We start from the raw sequence: 19,077 nt of genomic DNA on the forward strand, positions 1-19,077 counted from the left end.
GGCCGAACGCCCCGCAGGCGCCGTCGTTCCGCCCAAGCGTCACCATAGTTGCGGATGCAGTCTGCCGACGCGGAACCTATGCCGCGAGGACACGTTTCCTGCCCACAGGGGCCAACACCCAGGGACAAAGGAATTCATCATGAAAAAGGCGATTATCGCGATTGCCGGCGCCGGCCTGCTGGCTTCGGCCTGCGCCAGCGACCCGTACGGCTATAACAACGGCTCGAATGAAACCGTCCGCCAAGGTGCCATCGGCGCCGGCCTGGGCGCCGTCGCCGGCGCCATCATCGGCAACAACGTCGGCGGCGGCAACGCTGCGACCGGCGCCCTGATCGGCGGCGCACTGGGCGGCACGGCCGGCGCCATCCGCGGCTCGAACCAGGACCGCAACAACCAGCAGCGCTACCGCGACAATCAAGGCCGTTACTACTACTGCTACGATAATCGCCAGGACGAGTGCTACTGGGACAATGGTCAGCGCCGTTATTGATCAGTGATCAAATGCCGGTCGCGAAGGTCCGCGACCGGCGCTAGGTTGAAGAGGCGGCCTGTCGGACGACGGGCCGCCTCTTTTGCGTAATGGGCCGGCCGAGCCGGAGGAGGGCTGAGATGAAGCGATCGATGGGTCTGGCTGTGGCGGCCGTGGGAATGCTGGCGGCGTGCACGCCGATGCCCAAGCGCGAAGCGCTGGTGGTGGGCGAATCGCTGTGCGCGCCGGGGCGTTTCGATATCTACTTCTTGGAGAATCAGGCGCGGCTGACCGAGCCCGCGGCGATGGTGCTGAAGGCGGCGGCGAGCAAGGCCAAGGATTGCGACGTGCGTAAGGTCCGCGTGGTGGGCCTGGCCGACGCCACGGGAACGCCCGAAGCCAATTTGAACCTGTCGCAGCGGCGCGCGCGGACGGTGGTCGAGGCGCTGACCCAGGCGGGCATGCCCGCGCCGATCTTCGAGCTGAACGCTGCGGGCGATGCGGGCGCCACGACCGCAGCCGGCAATGACGAACCGCTGCGGCGCCGTGCGGAAGTGATCTACGAGGCCTATCCGCGCTGATCGACGCGGGGGCGGGCGCAGCGATGGCGCGGGGACGCGTGACGCATTAGGTTGCGGCGCTCCCCTCGCCTGCCGGAACACGCGTTTGCGCCTCTTCGCTCTTCTCCTCGGCCTGCTGTTCAGTTTGACGGGCGTTTCGGCGGCCGTCGCCCAGCCGGTGCAGAGCCAGCCCACGGGCGTCGTCGCCTTCGGACCGCAGCGGACCGAGCGTATCGAGGCCGAACTGGTCCCGATGTCGCAATGGGTCGCGCCCGGTTCGACGACCGTGGTGGCGGTCCGCCAGAAGATCGCGCCCGGCTGGCACACCTATTGGCGCAATCCCGGCGACAGCGGCGGTGCGACCAGCCTGATCTGGACCCTGCCCGCCGGGGTGAGCGCCGATCCGATCCTGTGGCCCCTGCCCAGCCGGCAGCGGCTGATGAGCCTGATGAACTATGGCTATTCGGGCGCGGTGCTCTTGCCCGTGCCGATCCACGTGCCGCCGACGGCGCGGCCGGGCGAAGTGCTGACCCTGACGACGGATGTGCTGTTTCTGGTGTGCAGCGACCAGATGTGCGTGCCCGAGCCGATGACCTTGTCGCTGGCCCTGCCGGTGCGCGAGGGCGCAGCGCCGCTGGCCAAACCCTGGGGTGAAGAAATCGAGCGGCTGGTCGAAACCGCGCCGCGACCGGCCGGGATCGAGGCGCGCGTCACGCGTCAGGGCGGCCAGCTGATCCTGACCGCGACCGGCGGCCCCCTATCTGGTGACCAGGCGGGCGCCGACATCAGCCAAGTCTATTTCTATCCTTTCAACGGCGGGCGCATCGACCACGCGGCGTCGCAGTCGGGTCAGCGGGGGCCCAATGGCCTGACCCTGACGCTGACGGCCGGCAAGGATGCCACGCAGACGGCGCTGAGCGGGGTCCTGGCGACCGACAAGGGCGCGTGGGAGATCACGGCGGAGCCGGGCGCGCCTCTGGCAGCCGCCCAAGGTGGCGCGGCGCTGAAACCGCTGGACGAAACCACGGCCGCGCCGGCGAAGACCGGCGCTTTGGTCTTCCTTCAGGCCCTGGGCCTGGCGCTGCTGGGCGGGCTGGTGCTGAACCTGATGCCCTGCGTCTTCCCGGTTTTGGCGATGAAGGCGGCGTCGCTGTCGGCGGCGGCGCATGATCCGGCGCGGGCGCGGCGCGACGGCTTGGCCTTCACCGCCGGGGTGCTGGTCAGCTTCCTGGTTCTGGCCGGCGTTCTGCTGGCGCTCAGGGCGGCGGGTCAGGCGATCGGCTGGGGCTTCCAGCTTCAGTCGCCGGGCGTGGTCGCGGCCCTGGCCCTGGTCATGCTGCTGGTCGGGTTGAATCTGTCGGGCGTCTTCCATGTGGGCGCCGGATTGCAGAACGCGGGGTCTGGCCCCCTGTCGCGCCTGCCCGGATCGGCGGGCGCCTTCTTCACCGGGGTGCTGGCCGTGGTCGTTGCAGCGCCCTGCACCGCGCCCTTCATGGCCGCAGCGCTCGGCGCGGCTCTGGTCCTGTCCTGGCCGATGGCGCTGGCCGTGTTCCTGATGCTGGGGCTGGGTCTGGCCCTGCCCTATCTGGCGGTCAGCCTGTCGCCCGGCCTGCTGTCGCGCCTGCCGCGACCGGGCGTCTGGATGGAGCGGCTGAAAGGTCTGCTGGCCTTTCCCATGTATGGCGCGGCGCTGTGGCTGCTGTGGGTGTTCACGCGACAGAGCGGCGTCGACGCCTTGGGCCTGCTGCTGACGGCGGCGCTGCTGCTGGCCCTGGCGGCCTGGCTGACAGGCCTGGCGCAAGCGGCGCGCCAGCGTGATGAACGTCCGATCCTGACCACGATCTGCGCGATCGTCGTCGGCGTTCTGGCGCTGGGCCTGGCAGACGTCGCGGCCGGTGCAGCGCGGAGTGCGGACGCCGCGCCGCAAGGCGACAGCGGCCCGCTGGCGGCCCAGCCCTGGTCGGCGGCGGCGGTGAATGCAGCGACGGCCTCGGGACGCCCCGTGCTGGTCAATCTGACCGCCGACTGGTGCGTGACGTGCAAGATCAACGAGCGCGCGGCCCTATCTTCGCCGCGTGTCGCCAAGGCGATGCGCGAAGCGAACGCCGCCTATTTGGTCGGCGACTGGACCCGGCGCGACGACGCCATCACGCGTGAGCTTCAGGCGCACGGGCGATCGGGCGTGCCGCTGTATCTGCTGTATCGACCGGGTCGGGCCGAGCCGGAAATCCTGCCGCAACTGCTGACCGAGGGCGTCATCGTGGATGCGCTGAAGGATTGAGCGTCAGCTCAGGAACCGCTGCACCGCCGCCAGAAACCGCTGCGGCTGCTGCATCATCACCTGATGTTCGGCGCCTTCGATCCGTTCGAACCGGACCGGGCGCGCCAGGCCTTCGAAGCCGTAGCGATACAGACCCTCCAGCCGGTTGCGAGGCGCATCGGAATCGCGGGTCCAGCCATAGACGACGGTGACCGGGGCGGTGATCTCAGACAGGCGGGGGCGCAGATCGACGGTCAGGGCCTCATACAGGCCTTGGGCCAGGACGCGCCGGTCGCCGCCCTGAAGTCCCAGCCCCTCGAACACCATGTCGCCGGCCAGACCCATGTCCACGCCGAAGGCCGCGACCTGGGACTTCAGCGCCTGATCGCCGAACAGGAGCAGGGCCTGATAGCCCAGCCGGGCCAGGGGCTCGACCTGATCCGATGTGGTGCGCGCGTCGATCAGGGACGGGAAGAAGGGGGAGGAATCGACCACCATGACGCGCCCGATCCGGTCGCCCATATCGGCGGCGACGCGCAGGGCGATCTGGCCGCCCAGCGAATGGCCGATCACGGCGGGACGGTCGATGCGCTGCTCGCGGATGTAGCGTTCGATCTCGCTGGCGGCGGGGCCGGCCAGACCGCCGCTGACATTGTCGCCGATCTGGGTCTCGCCGAAGCCGCGCAGGGTGACGAGATGCACCCGATAGCGGTTATCGAGCCGATCCGCCGTCGAACGCCAGGCCGAGCCGGTCGAACCCAGGCCGGGGATGAAGATGATGTCCGGCCCCCGCCCGCGCGTCTCGACGATGATGCGGCTGGAGCTGAAGGCCGGAGCCTGAGCTTGGGTCTGGGATTGGGCCTGGACGGCGACCGGGGCGAGAACGAACAGGGTCGCAAGGAGCGAGGCGAAAAGGCGGATCATCATCCGCCTCTAACGCCCGATCACGGCGATCGGTTGACGCGTGCGTGCGACCTATCGCCCCTTGAACTCGGGTTTGCGCTTTTCGACGAAGGCGGACATGCCCTCCTTCTGGTCCTCGAAGGCGAACAGGGAGTGGAACAGGCGGCGTTCGAACTGGACGCCTTGGGTCAGGGTCGTCTCCAGCGCGGCGTTGACCATCTCCTTGTTGGCCATGACCGCCAGCGGGCTTTGCGAGGCGATCTTGGCGGCGATCTGGCGGGTTTCATCCAGCAGGGTGTCCTGCGGGAAGACGCGCGAGGCCAGACCGGCGCGTTCGGCCTCCGTCGCATCCATCATCCGGGCCGTCAGGACCATGTCCATGGCCTTGGACTTGCCCACCAGACGGGTCAGGCGCTGGGAGCCGCCGATGCCCGGCGCGACGCCCAGGTTGATCTCGGGCTGGCCGAACTTCGCCTTGTCAGAGGCGACGATGAAGTCGCACAGCATGGCCAGTTCGCAGCCGCCGCCAAGGGCGAAGCCGTTGACCGCAGCGATGATCGGCTTTCTGAACCGGGTGATGCGGTCGTGGCCGAGGGCGAAATAGTTGCCCATGTACATCTGGGCATAGGTCTGGTCCGCCATCTCCTTGATGTCGGCGCCGGCGGCGAAGGCCTTTTCGCCTGAGCCGGTCAGGATCAGGCAGCGCACGCTGTCATCCTGTTCGACGCTGTCGAGGAAGTCGGCCAGATCCTTGAACAGGGCCGCGTTCAGGGCGTTCAGCGCCTCGGGCCGGTTCAGGGTCACCACCGCATAGCCGTCGGCGTGGCGTTCGATCAGCAGGTTGGAATAGGCGTCGGCCATGGTCGGTCTCCTTTGACGGCGGTCATACAGGCGCGAGGCGGGGCCCGCTAGCGCAGGCGCTATCGTCGGGGCATCAGCGCCAGGGTCAGGGCGGCGCGGACCAGTTCGACCACGACCACCATGCCCAGCAGAAGATTGGCGGCGATCACCTGGCCCCGCGCGCCCGACAGGTCCAGCGTCCAGCCGAAGACGGACGACAGGGCCAGCATCAGCGCCGAGATCAGGACCAGGCCGACCAGCAGCATCAGGGCGACATGACCCGCCTTCAACGCCGCCTGAAGCGTCGGCCCCTCGTCCAGCACGCGGGCGCGGCGGCGGAACAGCCGGGCGATCAGGCCGGTGGCGGCGGCCTCGGCGACGGCGGCGACGACCAGGGCGGCGACGAACCACCAGATCAGGTCGCCGAGGTCGCCGTCGCGCAAGCCCTGGACGAAGTGGACGAAATAGGCGCCCCAGACCAGGACGCCGACGATCAGACTGATCCACAAGTGGATTTTGCGCATGGGTCGGACCTCGAAGGCTTATCGCTTCTGGCAGGAGGGGCAGTAGAAGGTGGAACGGCCGCCCTGGACGATGCGGGCGACGACGCCGGTGCATTTGTCGCCTCGGCAAGGCTCGCCTTCGCGGCCATAGACGTCGAACCGGTGCTGGAAATAGCCCTGGCCGCCCTCGGCGTTGGCGAAGTCGCGCAGGGTCGAGCCGCCCGCCGCGATGGCGTCGTTCAGGACGTTTCGAACCTCGGTCGCCAGACGCTCCAGCCGCGCCTTCGACACCGATCCAGCCGCGACCAAGGGCGAGATGCGGGCGCGGTACAGGGCCTCGCACACATAGATATTGCCCAGGCCGGCGACGATCCGCTGGTCCAGCAGACTGACCTTGATGTTCTGCTTTTTGCCCGCGAAGGCCTCGACCAGATGGGCGCCGGAAAAGCCGTTGCCCAGCGGCTCGGGCCCCAAGCCGGCGAACCAGGGATGGGTTTCGACCTGATCGCTAGAGATCAGGCCCATGAAGCCGAACCGGCGCGCGTCGGCGTATCCGATGCGGGTCGCCGCCCCATCGCGGATGGCGCAGCCGCTGAAATGCTCGTGCTTGCCGGCGATGGGCGCGGCCTCCTCGAACTCGCCCAGAAGGGTTCCGTCCAGGGTGAAGCGGCCGGTCATGCCCAGATGGGTGATCCAGGTCTCGCCGGTGGACAACGGCATCAGCAGATATTTGGCCCGCCGGTCGATCCGCAGGACCGTCGCCCCCTCCAGCCGTTCGACGAAACGCTCGGGGAAGGGAAATCGCAGGTCGGGCCGGTTGATCCGGACCCGTGACAGCCGCGCGCCCTCCAGCACCGGCGTCAGGCCGCGTCGGACGGTTTCGACCTCGGGAAGTTCGGGCATGGGCCGGTCCTAGCCCGTCCGGGTCGCGGGGCCAAGCGGCGGGGGCGTCCGCATCTGACCGCGACCAGTTGCCGCCTGCGACAGAATGCGCTTACGTCCGCGCAAACGTGGGACCTCGCATATGACAGACGCCGCCGCCGCCCCCAAGGGCCGGCTAGAACTTACGCTCCGCGCCCTGGTGCTGGGCTGCCTGCTGGCGGTGATCTTCACCGCCGCCAACACCTATCTGGGCCTGCTGGTCGGCCTGACCTTCGCCTCGGCCATTCCGGCGGCGGTGATCTCGATGGCGGTGCTGCGGGCGTTCCGCACCTCGACCATTTGGGAGAATATGACCGTCCAGACCGTGGCCTCGGTCGGCGGGGCCATGAGTTCGATCATCTTCGTCCTGCCGGGCCTGGTGATGATCGGCTGGTGGCTGGAGTTTCCGTTCTGGCAGTCGGTGGCGATCTGCATCCTGGGCGGCGTGTTGGGCGTGACCTTCTCGATCCCGCTGCGCCGGGCGCTGGTCGTCAACGGCGGGCTGCCCTACCCCGAAGGCATCGCCGCCGCCGAGGTGCTAAAGGTCGGCTCGCGTGGGGCCGAACAGACCGAAAGCGCGGTGCGCGAGAACAAGTCGGGCCTGTGGGTCGTGGTCGCCGGCGCTGTGGTGTCGTCCGGCTACGCCCTGCTGGTCGCGGGTCGGGTCTTTGCGGGCGAAGCGGCCAAGTTCTTCAAGCTGCCGGCCGCGTTGGGCGGCGGGGCCACCGGCATGGGCTTTGGCATGCAGTTCGCCCTGCTAGGCGCCGGTCACCTGATCGGCCTGACGGTCGGTCTGGCGCAGCTGTTCGGCCTGGTGCTGGCCTGGGCCATCGCTGTGCCGATCCTGACCAGCCCGGACACCATCGCGTGGCTGACGGCGCACGGCATTCCGTCGATCGCCTCGACCCTGCCCGCCGGCGCGCCGGCCGAGGAGCTGGCGACAACCGTCTGGGCGCGCGAAGTGCGGTTCATGGGCGCGGGCGTCATCGGCGTCGCCGCCATATGGACCCTGATCAAACTGGCCGGTCCGCTGATCGGCGGCCTGACTTCGGCGCTGGCCGCTAACGCCAAACGCGCCCACGGCGAAGTGCTTGAGCGCACCGAGCAGGACCTGCCCATCAAATTGGTGGGCGGCGTTTCGGTCGCCTGCCTGGTCGGCATCGCCGGCCTCCTGGCCTGGTTCGCCCAGAGCGCCCCGGCCCTGGCGGGATCGACGCCGCTGCTGGTGATCGGCGGCCTGGTCTATGTGGTGTTGATCGGCTTCGCCGTGGCGGCCATCTGCGGCTATATGGCCGGTCTGATCGGTTCGTCGAACAGCCCCGTGTCGGGCGTCGGCATCCTGGCCATCGTGATCGCCTCCCTGTTGATGCTGGGTGTCATGGCCATCGCCGGCGTGCCGGCCGATCCGTCGATCATCGCCTTCGCCCTGATCGTGACGGCGGTGGTCTTCGCCGTCGCCGTCATCGCCAATGACAACCTCCAGGACCTGAAGACCGGCCAGCTGGTCGAGGCCACGCCGTGGCGCCAGCAGGTGGCGCTGATCGTCGGTGTCGGCGCCGGCGCTTTGGTGATCCCCTTCATCCTGAACCTGCTGAACCAGGCCTTCGGCTTCGAAGGCGGCCCGCCCGCCATCGTGGAAGGCGCCAAGACCCTAGCGGCGCCCCAGGCGACCCTGATCTCGGCCCTGGCTCGCGGCGTCATTGGCGGCGACCTGCGCTGGGACCTGATCGGTCTGGGCGCGGCGATCGGCGTGGTCATCATCGTGCTGGACGCGGTCGTGTCGAAGGCGACCAAGGGCAAGGTCAAGCTGCCGCCGCTGGCCGTCGGCATCGGCTTCTATCTGCCGGCTGCGGTGACCACCATGCTGGTCATCGGCGCCGTCGCCGGCTGGATCTACGACAAGGCGGTCTCGTCCACCCGCTACGCCGACGTGGCGCGCCGGATGGGCGTGCTGCTGGCCTCGGGCCTGATCGTGGGTGAAAGCCTGTTCGGCGTCTTCACCGCCGGCGTCATCGTGGCGACCCGGGACGACGCGCCCTTCGCCATGCTGCCCGAAGGATCGGCGTGGCCGGCCATGCTGGCGGGCATCGTCGGCTTCGCTGTCGCGGTGTTCGGCTTGTACGCCTGGACGCGCAGCCGGGCTTCGAAGGTCTAGGGTGGCACGGACGCCTCTCCCTCCCCCCTGCGGGGGAGGGTGGCTGAGCCGAAGGCGAAGCCGGGCGGGGGCGGCAGGGCGACACGTCGCAAGTATGTCATGGGGTTAGGCAGTTGCGGCCTTGCTTGGCCGCCCCCACCCGGTCGCTTGCGGCATTGGGTAGCAAACGCACCTAAATAAGTTTCTGATTTAACGGGATCTTTTGTACATTCCGTCCTGCGAGCAACGCTTTGCGGGAAGCATCAGGTCGCCACGCACCTGATCGGCAGAGCGTGTCACGTAGGACAGGAGATATGCCGACAAGACAAAGCCTAGTGCCCCCAGGTGCTAACAGTCAGCTGGCGTTGCATGCGCTCGTGCGCAAGTACGCTGAGATCGCTGGCGACGTCACCCATGCGAGGTCAACCGTGCAGAAGTTGACGGCTGACCTGGCTCATATTGAAGCGGCCATTCGGCTTCTTGACGCTTCCGTGGATATCAGCGCAATCCGCCCAAGCCGTCCGTCATTAAAGCGCTCGCAGAAAGGCGAGGTTACAAACATCCTCTTGGATGTGCTGCGGGAAGCTGATCAACCGCTACCGCCCAGAACGATCACCGAGCGCGTCATGAAGCGGCGCGGCATGTGCATCGAGAACGCGGTCGAACTCGACGTCATGCTGAAACGCGTGCGCGCTTGTCTTCGAAATCAACGAAATCAGGGCGTGCTGCATCCTGTCGGAAAGGACGGGTTCGCCCAACTGTGGGATGTTGTTCAATGACTAATCCGTGCCTGTATCCCTTGGTTTTGTCCAAGGGTGACGACCTGCTGGAGATCACGCCCGCCCCTGCCGGGGGCGTTGGGTTCGTCGGGCTTCACAATGGACGCCCGATCGCTCAGGGCAAAGAAGCGTCGCTCGTGTTGCGAGCGCTGATCGGTTGCTGATCGCGCGACCTACTCGATCACTGGCATGCGCTTGAAGATCGTAGGCGATGGCGGCGGGCCTTCGGTCCAGTGCCAGGTCTCACTGGTGCGCATTAGCCCCTGCGTGACCTGGGCTGGGACGGCCGGGATGTCGACCGGCGTGGGCGCATAGGTGCCCGACGGAGCCAGGTTCAGTCGGAAGCGGTGTGGGAAGCCGCCGAATCGCACCTCAATGACCATGTCGCGGATCATGCCGTCGGGAATGACGACTTGTTTCGCCAGGATGGCACCGCCGTGGGTCGTGCCGGGGTCGATGGTGGTCGTCTCCAGCATGGTTCGGCCCAGGGTGGAGATGGTCTGACCGAGGCGCCGCTGGATGTGGTCGTGCGACGTCTGCAACTGCCCCGAAGCGCTGCGGTAGGCGATCTCGTGGCGGCGCGGATGGTCCTCCAACTCCTGGACGGTCAGGAAGTACTCCACCGCCGCGTCGGCCCAGGCCAGGTTCATCTTGCGCTGGGCGGTCATGCGCGCCGTGTGGCGCAGGTAGTCGAAGTCCTGAACGCTGTAGGGCTGGCCATCCAGATAGAGGCGCACATCCTCAGCGCCGATATTGATCGGATAGCCCGAGGTGTTGAAGGCGGCGATCGAGAAGTAGAATTTTTGGCTGTCGTTGTAGCGCACCGGCAGCAGCATGATCGCGCCGGACGGCCCGTTCGACACCATCAGGGCGTTGCCGCGCGAGAAGCGAACGCCCACGCCGTGGTCAGCGGTGGGGATCATCCGCACCTCCGGCGGCGGCGTGGTGGTACAGCCGGCCAGCAGCGCCCCAGCGCTTATCAGAGCGAGCAATCTTCTCATCGGCGTTTTGCTCCTACGGCTCCAAGGATGCCGATGAGCAGACCGATGATCGCGCCTATCGGGCCGGCGACGAAAAAGCCAACCGCGCCGAACATCAGACCCGCCAGACATCCCATAATCCCCCCTCACGAAGAATAGGACATAAATGTCCTAGAGAGGTTATCGCTCCGCTAACACCATCGCCCCGATGGAATGGGAGAAGATCGTCGGCGCAAATATCAGACGCATCCGCAAGGAACGCGGGCTGAGCCAAGAGATGCTGGCAGGCGAAGCGGGCTTGGCGATGCGCCACCTGGGTCGCATTGAACGCGGTGAAGGCAATCCGACGGTGGCGATTCTCGGGAAGCTGGCTGAAGTGCTGGGTGTCCATCCCACCGAGTTTTATGCCGCTCGTTAGATGACGTTGGTCCTTCCCCACGATCCGACTTGGGCTCCGGCCTTCGAGGTGGAGGCGCGTGCAGTCAGGACCGCTATTGCTCCGGCCGATATGACGCTTCACCACATCGGCAGCACGGCTGTGCCAGGCATTCTGGCGAAGCCGATCATCGACATCCTGGGGGAAACTTCCTGCCTTCAGGCCATCGATCAATCCGCATAGCGCCTGGTGGCGATCGGCTACGAGGCGATGGGGGCTCACGGGATCGAAGGTCGGCGTTATTTTCGCAAGAACGCGCCTGACGGTACACGAACCCATCATCTGCATGTGTTCGAAACCGGGGCGCCGCAGATCGCACGTCACCTGGCCTTTCGCGACTACCTACTGGCCTTTCCAGATCGCGCTGCAGCCTATTCGGCCCTGAAGGCGCGGATCGTGGCCGGTCCGGGATCGAACGGCGCGACCTATCAGGATGGGAAGGCGGCCTTTGTCGAAGAACTGAACGCGGAGGCTGCGGCTTGGCGACAGATGGGGCGTGGCCCGTCGATCGCTAGAGCGCGATCCATCCAGCCACCGCACCGCCCAGAATGAGGATAGGCGTCCAGCGCGGTTTGATCCGCCAGGCGGCGACCAGGGCGACGATGAAGACCGCTCCGGCGATCCATAACGACGGCGCCGAGCGGGCCGTGGTCCAGGCCAGTTGAAGCGAGGTGGCGGCGATCACGCCGACGACGGCGGCCGCCACGCCAGCCAGGAGCCGGTGCAGCGCCGGATTCTCGACCACGGCCTCCAGGTGGTTGAACAGCACCATGGAGAAGGCAAAGGCGGGCAGGAAAATCCCGGCGGTTACCGCCAGGGCGCCGAACCACCCGCCGACGACGTAGCCGGTGAAGGTGCCGAAGATCACCAGGGGCGCCGGCAGGACGCCAGCGATCGCCACGCCGTCCAGAAAGACCCCGTCCGGCAGCCAGCCGCGCCCCACCGTGTCGGCCCGCACATAGGGGATGGCGGTGTAGGCGCCGCCGAACGTCAACAGGCCGCCCTTCAATCCGGCGATGAAGAGGGCGATGAGTTGAGGCGACGGCTCGGATGAGATCGTGATCGCAGGCGGTGTGACATCCAGGCTGACGCCTGGCAGGATGGCGATGAGCACAGCGGCTGCGGCGATGGCGGCGGCCGCCCACGGGCGCTGTTCCATGGCGTAGATCAGGCCGCACGCGACAAGCGGTATCCAGAAGGGCGCGTGCAGCAGGGAGGCGACAAAGGCGCCGATCGCCAGCATCCACAACAATCGGTCTTCCAGCACATGAGCGCCGATGCGCTGGACGGCGCGGATTATGATGGCGACCACGACAATCTGAACGCCAAGCAACAGCCCGCTCAGGCCGGTTTGGCCGGCGACGAAGCGCTCATAGAGCCATGCCGCCGCCAGCATCAGGACGAAGCCGGGCGCCATGAAGCCGAGGCCTGCAAGCAGGCCGCCGATCCGCCCGCGCGCCATCATGCCCATGTGGACGCACAACTCGTGGGCTTCGGGGCCGGGAAGCGCCTGCATTACGGCCAGAAGCCGGTTGAAGCGCGAACTGGAAATCCACCGCTCTTCGTCGACCAGGGCGCGGCGGATCATGGCGATCTGGGCCACGGGGCCGCCGAACGCCAAGAAACCAAACCGCAGAAACTTGAGGAACAGGGCCGCCAGGGTCAGGCGGGGCGGTCTAAGGGCGTCGGAAGAAACGGTCATGGCCTTGTCTCACTGGTCGCGCGGACACTGACGACAAGGCGGCGTATGATGCGTCGCCCCAGCGCGCGGCCGCGACCGCGCGCACGCCATACTAGCTTCACCAGCGGCGAATTGGCAGGCAGCGGCCGCGCTTCAGAACGGCCGTCCGCTACAGGTACTTCGTGATCTCGCGGAACTCCGCCATCGCCTGCTTCGCCTCGACTGGGTCGCCGTCGGCGGCGTGGGCCAGGCAGTGGTCGATGTGGTCGTGGATCAGGGTCTTCTTCGCCGCCGCGACAGCCTTCTCGATGGCGTGAAGCTGCTGGGCCAGGTCAAGGCAGGCGCGTTTGTCCTCCATCATCTGGATGACCGTACGCAGATGCCCTTCGGCGCGTTTGAGGCGCTTGATGACTTCCGGATGAGACGCATGAGAGATGTGTGCCACGGGTTTGACCTATCCCCCTGGTAGGGATAGGTCAAACGTCGAAACGCCGCATGGGAAAGGCCCCTGATGTTCTCCCCGCTCCGGAACGCCGCCTATCGCCACCTGTTCATCGCCCAGGTCGCGGCCCTGCTCGGCACCGGCATGGCGACCGTGGCCCTGGGCTTGCTCGCCCATGATCTGGCGGGGGCTGGAGCCGGTGCAATCCTCGGCGTCGCCCTGGCGATCAAGATGATCGCCTATGTCGGCGTGGCGCCTTTCGCCAGCGCCCTGGCCGCCAAGCTGCCGCGCAAGACCTTACTGGTTTCGCTGGATGTGGTGCGCGCCGCCGTCGCGGCCTCCCTGCCTTTCGTCAGCGAGGCCTGGCAGGTCTATGGCCTGATGACGGTGCTCTATGTCGCTTCCGCCGCCTTTACCCCGGCCTTCCAGGCCATGATCCCCGACTTGCTGGACGACGAGGGCGAATACACCAAGGCGCTGTCGCTTTCCCGGCTGGCCTCCGACCTCGAGAGCGTCGCCAGTCCCGTGCTGGCGGCCGTCCTGCTGTCGGTCATCAGCTATCACAACCTGTTCGTCGGAACCGCGCTGGGCTTCATCCTGTCCGCCGGCTTCGTCGTGACGGCGGTCCTGCCTAGGCTGTCGACGGCCCAGACTCTGCCGTTCCTGCGCCGCCTGACAGGAGGTGTGAAGCTGTTCGCCCTGACGCCAAGGCTGCGCGGATTGTTGGCGGTCAGCCTGGCGACAGCGGCCGGCGGCGCCATGGTCTTCGTCAATACGGTCGTCCTGGTGCAGTCGAACTTCGGCCTGTCGCAACAGGCGACCGCTTGGGCCTTGGCCGCGTTCGGGGGCGGGTCGATGACGGCGGCGGTGCTCTTGCCCAAGACCCTGGAGCGCGTGACCGACCGCAGCGCCATGGTTGCGGGCGCGCTGCTGATGACGGCGGTGCTGATCGCCGGCGCTCTGTTCGCACGCAGCTATCCGGTGCTGATCACGCTCTGGATCATCATGGGCTTCGGCTACTCACTGACCATCACCCCTGCTGGTCGAGCCTTGCGCCGCTCATCGACGGCCGGCGAACGTCCGGCGCTGTTCGCGGCCCAGTTCGCCCTGTCGCATGCCTGCTGGCTGATCGCTTATCCGGTGGCGGGACTGGTGTCGGCCGAGGCCGATCCTCAGGCCGCTTTTGTCGTGCTCGCGGCGCTGTGCGGCTTGGGCGCACTTCTGGCGCTGATCATCTGGCCCGCTCATGATCCGCTGAACCTGCTGCACCACCACAATGAACTGGAACCGGACCACGAGCATCTCAACGAAGGGATGCGTCCCGATGCAGCCGGCGTTTCGCACGCCCACCCTGTCGTGATTGACGACAATCACCGCCGGTGGCCGAAGCAGCGTCGGTAGGCGCCGTAAAGGAATGAGGGCGCGCCGCAAAACGGCGCGCCCCTGCCTCATCGGTCGTGATTACCGTCAGACGACGCGTTTGACCTCGGTGTATGCGCCCTCGGTCTTTAGCGTGATGGTGACCGGCTCGCCGTTGCGGTTGCGCCAGAACCAGCCGTGGCTGCCGGTGAAGGCCGCCGTCAGGACGCCGGTTTCGCTCTGGGACGAGCCCTTGCCGTAGCCATGGTAGGAGACGCCGGGGCGGTCGGCATGGGTGTCGAAGTTGATCTTGCCGCCGCTGCTGGTCCAGGTGAACTGCGCCTTGGCGCCTTCTTCCATGACCAGTTTGATCTCGGCGCCCTGGTCGGGCTGGAGCGTTAGGACGGTTTCGTCAGTGCGCTGACCGGCGCCAGCCGGCGTCGCAGGGGCGGCGGCGGGCTGAGCGGCGCCCGCGAGCACGGCGGGCGCAGGGGCGGTTGCGACCGGCGTCGCGGCAGCTGCTGCGGCGTCGGCGGCTTCGTCCGCCTTGGCTTCAGCGGCCAGGGAGACCTTGATGCGCCCCATTTCCGTCAGGCCGAACACCGAACCGATGCGAGTGGGATCGACGCCGTATTCGGCGGGCAGAACGACCGTGACCAGGAGCGCGGAGGCGACGACGGCGGCGATGCCGGTGGACTTCAGCAGTTGGCCCGTGGACGGCAGGTCGGCTTTGGTGGGACGGTTTGCGTTATACATGAGGGTGTCTCCGATCACATGACGAAGAAGCCGACGAGCTGATAGCCCGTCAGGATGAAGCCGAGCGTCATCAGCACGACGTTGGTGAGGTAGGCGTGCTTCCAGAAGCCGTCCGTGCGGCGCCAGAAGCCCATCAGGATGAGGATGCCCCCCAGGGCGAGCAGTTGTCCGATCTCGACGCCGATGTTGAAGGCGACGAGGTTCCAGAGCAGGCCGTCGGGCGAAAGCTGGAAGTCCTGCAGCTTGGTCGCCAGGCCGAAGCCGTGGAACAGGCCGAAGATCATCGTGGCGGCCTTGGTGGAAGGCTGGAAGCCAAACCACCTCTGATAGGCGCCCATGTTGTCCAGGGCCTTGTAGACGACCGACAGGCCGATGATGGCGTCGACCAGATAGCTGGAGACGCTGATGTTGGTCAGGACGCCGAGCAGCAGGGTCGATGAGTGACCGATGGCGAACAGGGTCACATAGATGCCGATGTCCTTCATTCGGTAGAGGAAGAAGATCACCCCGAACAGGAACAGCAGGTGGTCGTAGCCGGTGACCATGTGCTTGGCCCCTAGGTAGACGAAGGGCCAGAAGAGGAAGCCGGAGGTTTCCTGGATGTAGCCCTTGTCGCCCTCGGCGACGCCATGGGCGAGGACCTGGCTGAGCAGGCCTTCAAAGAAGAGGAAGCCGACCACCAGGACCGCCAGGGTCCAGAGTGATCGAAGCCACGACAGTCGGTCGCGGCAGGGTGCGGAAGTCATGTGCATCCTTGCGATTGGAACAGTGAGGCGACATCCGCCGTCATCGGCGGCGGTCGTTTAGAGGAAGCGGCGCTGAAGACCGGCCGCCCCTGAACGGGGGCGGCCGATCGCGTCAGAGCGCGCGGCGACGACGGAAGGGCAGATGGTCCAGCCAGGCGGGCTTGGGGCGGTCGCTCGAGGCGTCGCGTCCATGCACCAGGCTGTAGAGCGCCGGCAGGACCAGCAGGGTCAGAATGGTCGAGGAGACGATCCCGCCGATGACCACGGTGGCCAGCGGACGCTGGACCTCCGCGCCCGCGCCGACGTTGACCGCCATCGGCACGAAACCGAGGCTGGCGACCAACGCCGTCATGAGCACAGGACGAAGACGCGTCAGCGCCCCCTCCCGAATGGCCTGTCCGACGGGTTTGCCCTCTTCGATCAGGCCCCGGATGAAGCTGACCATCACCACCCCGTTCAGCACGGCCACGCCCGACAGGGCGATGAAGCCGACGCCGGCCGAGATCGACAGGGGCAGGCCCCGCAGCGCCAGCGCCGCCACCCCGCCGGTCAGCGCCAGAGGCACGCCGGAGAAGACGATGGCGCTGTCCCGCCAGGAACGGAACAGGGCGAACAGCAGGCCGAAGATCAGCAGCAACACCCCCGGCACGACCAACTGCAGCCGCTTGGCGGCCGAGATCAGTTGCTCGAAGGTGCCGCCGTAGGAGACCCAGTATCCGGCGGGCAGGTCGACTTCCTGATCCACCCTTTGCTGCACCTCGCTGACGAAGGAGCCCAGGTCGCGATTGCGGACGTTGGCGGTGACGACGATGCGGCGCTTTCCGTCCTCGCGGCTGATCTGGTTCGGGCCGGTCTCCAGCGCGATCGTGGCGATCTCGCTGAGCGGCACGAAGCCGCGCGGCTGACCGTTCGGCCCCGGCAGCGGCACCTGGATGCGGCCGATGGCGTCGGTGTTGCGTCGCAGGTCTTCGGGCAGGCGCACGACGATGTCGAAGCGTCGGTCGCCTTCGAAGATTTGCCCCGCCGTGGCGCCGCCCATGGAGGTCGAGATCACCGACTGAACGTCGTCGATGCTCAGGCCCAGACGCGCGATGGCGTCGCGGTTCGGCGTGATCAGCAGCATGGGCAGGCCGGTGACCTGCTCGGACTGCGGGTCGGCGGCGCCGCGAACGGAACCGACGATCTCCTCGATCTGGGAGCCCAAGGCGACGAGTTGGTCCAGATCATCCCCGTGGACCTTGATGGCCACGTCGGCGCGAACGCCGGACAGCAGTTCGTTGAACCGCATCTGGATGGGCTGGGTGAACTCGTACTTGCTGCCGGGAATCTCGTTCACCGCCTCTTCCATCTCGCGAACGAGTTGGAGCCTCGGCTTGCGGGGATCGGGCCAGTCCTTGCGGTCCTTCAGCAGGATGAAGGTGTCCGCGACCGAAGGCGGCACCGGGTCGGTGGCGACCTCCGCCGTGCCGATCTTGGCGACGACGCGTTCGACCTCCGGGAACTTGGCCAGACGGGCTTCGAGCGCGGTCTGCATCTCGATGGCCTGGGTCAGGCTGGTGCCCGGAATACGCAGGGCGTGCATCGCGATGTCGCCTTCGTCCAGGTTCGGCACGAACTCCGAACCCATGCGGGAAGCGACCAGGGCGGCCCCCGCGACAAGGGCTATGGCGATCGCCACCATGGCGACGCGGGCCTTCAGGGCGAAGTCGAGCGCCGGCTGGTAGCCGGTGCGCGCCCAGCGCATCAGGAAGCTGTCCTTCTCCTGAACCTTGCCCGTGACGAACATGGCCACGGCCGCCGGCACGAAGGTCAGCGACAGGACCAGGGCGGCGGTCAGGGCGATCACCACGGTGATCGCCATGGGGTGGAAGGTTTTGCCCTCCACGCCGTCCAGGGCGAAGATCGGCACATAGACCAGGGTGATGATCAGGACGCCGAACAGGGATGGGCGGATCACTTCGCTGGAGGCGCGCGCCGCCAGGGAGAAGCGTTCCTCGCGGGTCAGCAGGCGGCCCTGCTGATGCTGGGCCTCGGCGAAACGCCGCAGGCAGTTCTCGACGATGATGACGGCGCCGTCGACGATCAGACCGAAGTCCAGGGCGCCGAGGCTCATCAGATTGCCCGAGACGCCGGTGCGCACCATGCCGGTGATGGTCATCAGCATGGTGATCGGGATGACCGCCGCCGTGATCAGGGCCGCGCGGAAGTTCCCGAGCAGCAGGAACAGAACCACGATCACGAGCAGGGCGCCCTCGACCAGGTTCTTCTCGACCGTCTTGATGGCGCGCTCGACCAGGTCGGTGCGGTCATAGACGGGCGAAGCGACGACCCCCTTCGGCAGGGCCTTGGCGGCTTCTTCCAGACGAGCCGCCGCCGCCTGGGCGACGACGCGGCTGTTTTCGCCGGCCAGCATCAGGACTGTCGCCAGGACCGTCTCCTTGCCGTTCTCGGTCGCGGCGCCGGTGCGAAGTTCTTCGCCCAGCCCGACCTCGGCCACCTCGGCGATGCGGATCGGAACGCCGCCGCGCGTGGTGATGACGATGTTGGACAGGTTCTGCGCCGTCGACGCCTGACCCGGCACGCGGATCAACCACTGCTCGCCGTAGCGTTCGACGTAGCCGGCGCCGACGTTGGCGTTGTTGCGCTCCAGCGCCGACACCACCTCGTTCATCGTCACGCCGAAGGCGGCGAGACGTTCAGGGCGGGGCGTGACGTGATACTGGCGCTCGAAGCCGCCGATGGTGTTGACCTCGGTGACGCCGGGCGTGTTGCGCATCTGCGGGCGGATCACCCAGTCCTGCAGGGTGCGAAGATCCTCAGGCGTATAGGGCGTGCCGTCAGCCTTGCGGGCGCCCGGCTTGGCCTCGATCGTGTACATGAAGATTTCGCCGAGGCCGGTGGCGATCGGTCCCATCTCCGGCGACAGTCCGGCGGGCAGTTGGTCCCGTGCGGTCTGAAGCCGCTCGTTGACCAGTTGGCGCGCCCGATAGATGTCGGTCCCGTCCTCGAAGACGACCGTGACCTGGCTCAGGCCGTAGCGCGAGACCGAGCGGGTGTAGGACAGCCCCGGCACGCCCGCCACGGCCGTCTCGACAGGGAAGGTGATGCGCTGCTCGGCTTCAAGCGGCGAATAGCCGGGCGCTTCCGTATTGATCTGAATCTGGACGTTGGTGATGTCCGGCGTGGCGTCGATCGGCAGCTTCTGGAAACTCCAGACGCCGATGATCGCCGCTGTCAGGACCAGGGCCAGCACGATCCAGCGATGCCGGATCGACAGGCTGATGATGCGTTCAAGCATGATGACGCAT

General features: G+C 67.1%; 17 protein-coding genes and 1 pseudogene. 8 read left to right on the forward strand and 10 right to left on the reverse strand.

Translation table 11 applies throughout. The features are described 5' to 3' along the window. The first annotated feature begins 139 nt into the window (after nt 1–139). From E4341_RS00810 to E4341_RS00820, 3 genes are all read left to right on the forward strand, one after another. On the forward strand, nt 140–490 hold the full coding sequence (locus tag E4341_RS00810; RefSeq protein ID WP_055754593.1) for a glycine zipper domain-containing protein: 351 nt from the start codon (nt 140–142) through the stop codon (nt 488–490). Nucleotides 491–621: 131 nt separating this feature from the next. Continuing rightward, nucleotides 622–1,050 (forward strand): OmpA family protein, encoded by a 429-nt coding sequence (locus E4341_RS00815; RefSeq protein ID WP_165114311.1) that lies wholly within the window; start codon nt 622–624, stop codon nt 1,048–1,050. An 85-nt stretch (nt 1,051–1,135) separates the two neighbouring features. Beyond that, the gene (locus E4341_RS00820; protein ID WP_255491262.1) at nt 1,136–3,310 is read left to right on the forward strand and encodes a protein-disulfide reductase DsbD; all 2,175 of its coding nucleotides are present in this window, start codon (nt 1,136–1,138) and stop codon (nt 3,308–3,310) included. Between the two features lie 3 nt (nt 3,311–3,313). Here the strand turns inward: E4341_RS00820 and E4341_RS00825 are convergent, their stop codons facing one another. Genes E4341_RS00825 through mutM form a run of 4 tightly spaced genes read right to left on the reverse strand, consistent with a single transcriptional unit; the run spans nt 3,314 to nt 6,438 of the window. Then, nucleotides 3,314–4,213 (reverse strand): alpha/beta fold hydrolase, encoded by a 900-nt coding sequence (locus tag E4341_RS00825; RefSeq protein ID WP_240893591.1) that lies wholly within the window; start codon nt 4,211–4,213, stop codon nt 3,314–3,316. Nucleotides 4,214–4,264: 51 nt separating this feature from the next. Further along, nucleotides 4,265–5,053, reverse strand: coding sequence for an enoyl-CoA hydratase-related protein (locus tag E4341_RS00830; RefSeq protein ID WP_165114317.1), 789 nt, complete (start codon nt 5,051–5,053; stop codon nt 4,265–4,267). Between the two features lie 59 nt (nt 5,054–5,112). Continuing rightward, entirely contained in the window at nt 5,113–5,556 is a 444-nt protein-coding gene (locus E4341_RS00835; protein WP_165114320.1) for a hypothetical protein, read from the reverse strand. Nucleotides 5,557–5,574: 18 nt separating this feature from the next. Continuing rightward, the gene (gene mutM, locus E4341_RS00840) at nt 5,575–6,438 is read right to left on the reverse strand and encodes a bifunctional DNA-formamidopyrimidine glycosylase/DNA-(apurinic or apyrimidinic site) lyase (protein WP_165114323.1); all 864 of its coding nucleotides are present in this window, start codon (nt 6,436–6,438) and stop codon (nt 5,575–5,577) included. 121 nt (nt 6,439–6,559) lie between these two features. Here mutM and E4341_RS00845 point away from each other — a divergent pair, with 121 nt between their 5' ends. Then, nucleotides 6,560–8,611 carry an OPT family oligopeptide transporter gene (locus tag E4341_RS00845; protein WP_165114339.1) on the forward strand — a complete coding sequence of 684 codons (2,052 nt, stop codon included), beginning with the start codon at nt 6,560–6,562 and terminating at the stop codon, nt 8,609–8,611. Nucleotides 8,612–8,904: 293 nt separating this feature from the next. Next, nucleotides 8,905–9,369 (forward strand): hypothetical protein, encoded by a 465-nt coding sequence (locus tag E4341_RS00850; protein ID WP_165114342.1) that lies wholly within the window; start codon nt 8,905–8,907, stop codon nt 9,367–9,369. A gap of 173 nt (nt 9,370–9,542) precedes the next feature. Here the strand turns inward: E4341_RS00850 and E4341_RS00855 are convergent, their stop codons facing one another. Further along, nucleotides 9,543–10,292, reverse strand: coding sequence for a hypothetical protein (locus E4341_RS00855; protein WP_165114349.1), 750 nt, complete (start codon nt 10,290–10,292; stop codon nt 9,543–9,545). A 265-nt stretch (nt 10,293–10,557) separates the two neighbouring features. Between E4341_RS00855 and E4341_RS00860 the strand changes: the two genes are divergently transcribed. Both E4341_RS00860 and E4341_RS15455 read left to right on the forward strand, forming a co-directional pair. Then, nucleotides 10,558–10,767 (forward strand): helix-turn-helix domain-containing protein, encoded by a 210-nt coding sequence (locus tag E4341_RS00860; RefSeq protein ID WP_165114356.1) that lies wholly within the window; start codon nt 10,558–10,560, stop codon nt 10,765–10,767. After that, nucleotides 10,768–11,337 (forward strand): annotated as a pseudogene (locus E4341_RS15455) (GrpB family protein). Here E4341_RS15455 and chrA read toward each other — a convergent pair. After that, nucleotides 11,297–12,487, reverse strand: a complete 1,191-nt coding sequence (chrA, locus tag E4341_RS00875; protein ID WP_165114370.1) for a chromate efflux transporter — start codon at nt 12,485–12,487, stop codon at nt 11,297–11,299. The pseudogene E4341_RS15455 and the gene chrA overlap by 41 nt on opposite strands. Before the next feature lie 148 nt (nt 12,488–12,635). Then, complete coding sequence (locus E4341_RS00880) at nt 12,636–12,911, reverse strand: metal-sensing transcriptional repressor (protein WP_165114395.1); 276 nt, start codon at nt 12,909–12,911, stop codon at nt 12,636–12,638. Between the two features lie 66 nt (nt 12,912–12,977). Between E4341_RS00880 and E4341_RS00885 the strand changes: the two genes are divergently transcribed. After that, on the forward strand, nt 12,978–14,309 hold the full coding sequence (locus tag E4341_RS00885) for an MFS transporter (protein ID WP_165114398.1): 1,332 nt from the start codon (nt 12,978–12,980) through the stop codon (nt 14,307–14,309). 66 nt (nt 14,310–14,375) lie between these two features. Here the strand turns inward: E4341_RS00885 and E4341_RS00890 are convergent, their stop codons facing one another. From E4341_RS00890 to E4341_RS00900, 3 genes are all read right to left on the reverse strand, one after another. Then, entirely contained in the window at nt 14,376–15,023 is a 648-nt protein-coding gene (locus tag E4341_RS00890; RefSeq protein WP_165114401.1) for a transmembrane anchor protein, read from the reverse strand. Nucleotides 15,024–15,037: 14 nt separating this feature from the next. After that, entirely contained in the window at nt 15,038–15,769 is a 732-nt protein-coding gene (locus E4341_RS00895) for a HupE/UreJ family protein (protein WP_165114404.1), read from the reverse strand. Nucleotides 15,770–15,881: 112 nt separating this feature from the next. Beyond that, nucleotides 15,882–19,067, reverse strand: coding sequence for an efflux RND transporter permease subunit (locus E4341_RS00900; protein ID WP_165114407.1), 3,186 nt, complete (start codon nt 19,065–19,067; stop codon nt 15,882–15,884). Nucleotides 19,068–19,077 lie beyond the last annotated feature (10 nt).

It is taken from the genome of Brevundimonas sp. 'scallop', from assembly GCF_011045535.1.
Lineage (GTDB): Bacteria > Pseudomonadota > Alphaproteobacteria > Caulobacterales > Caulobacteraceae > Brevundimonas > Brevundimonas vesicularis.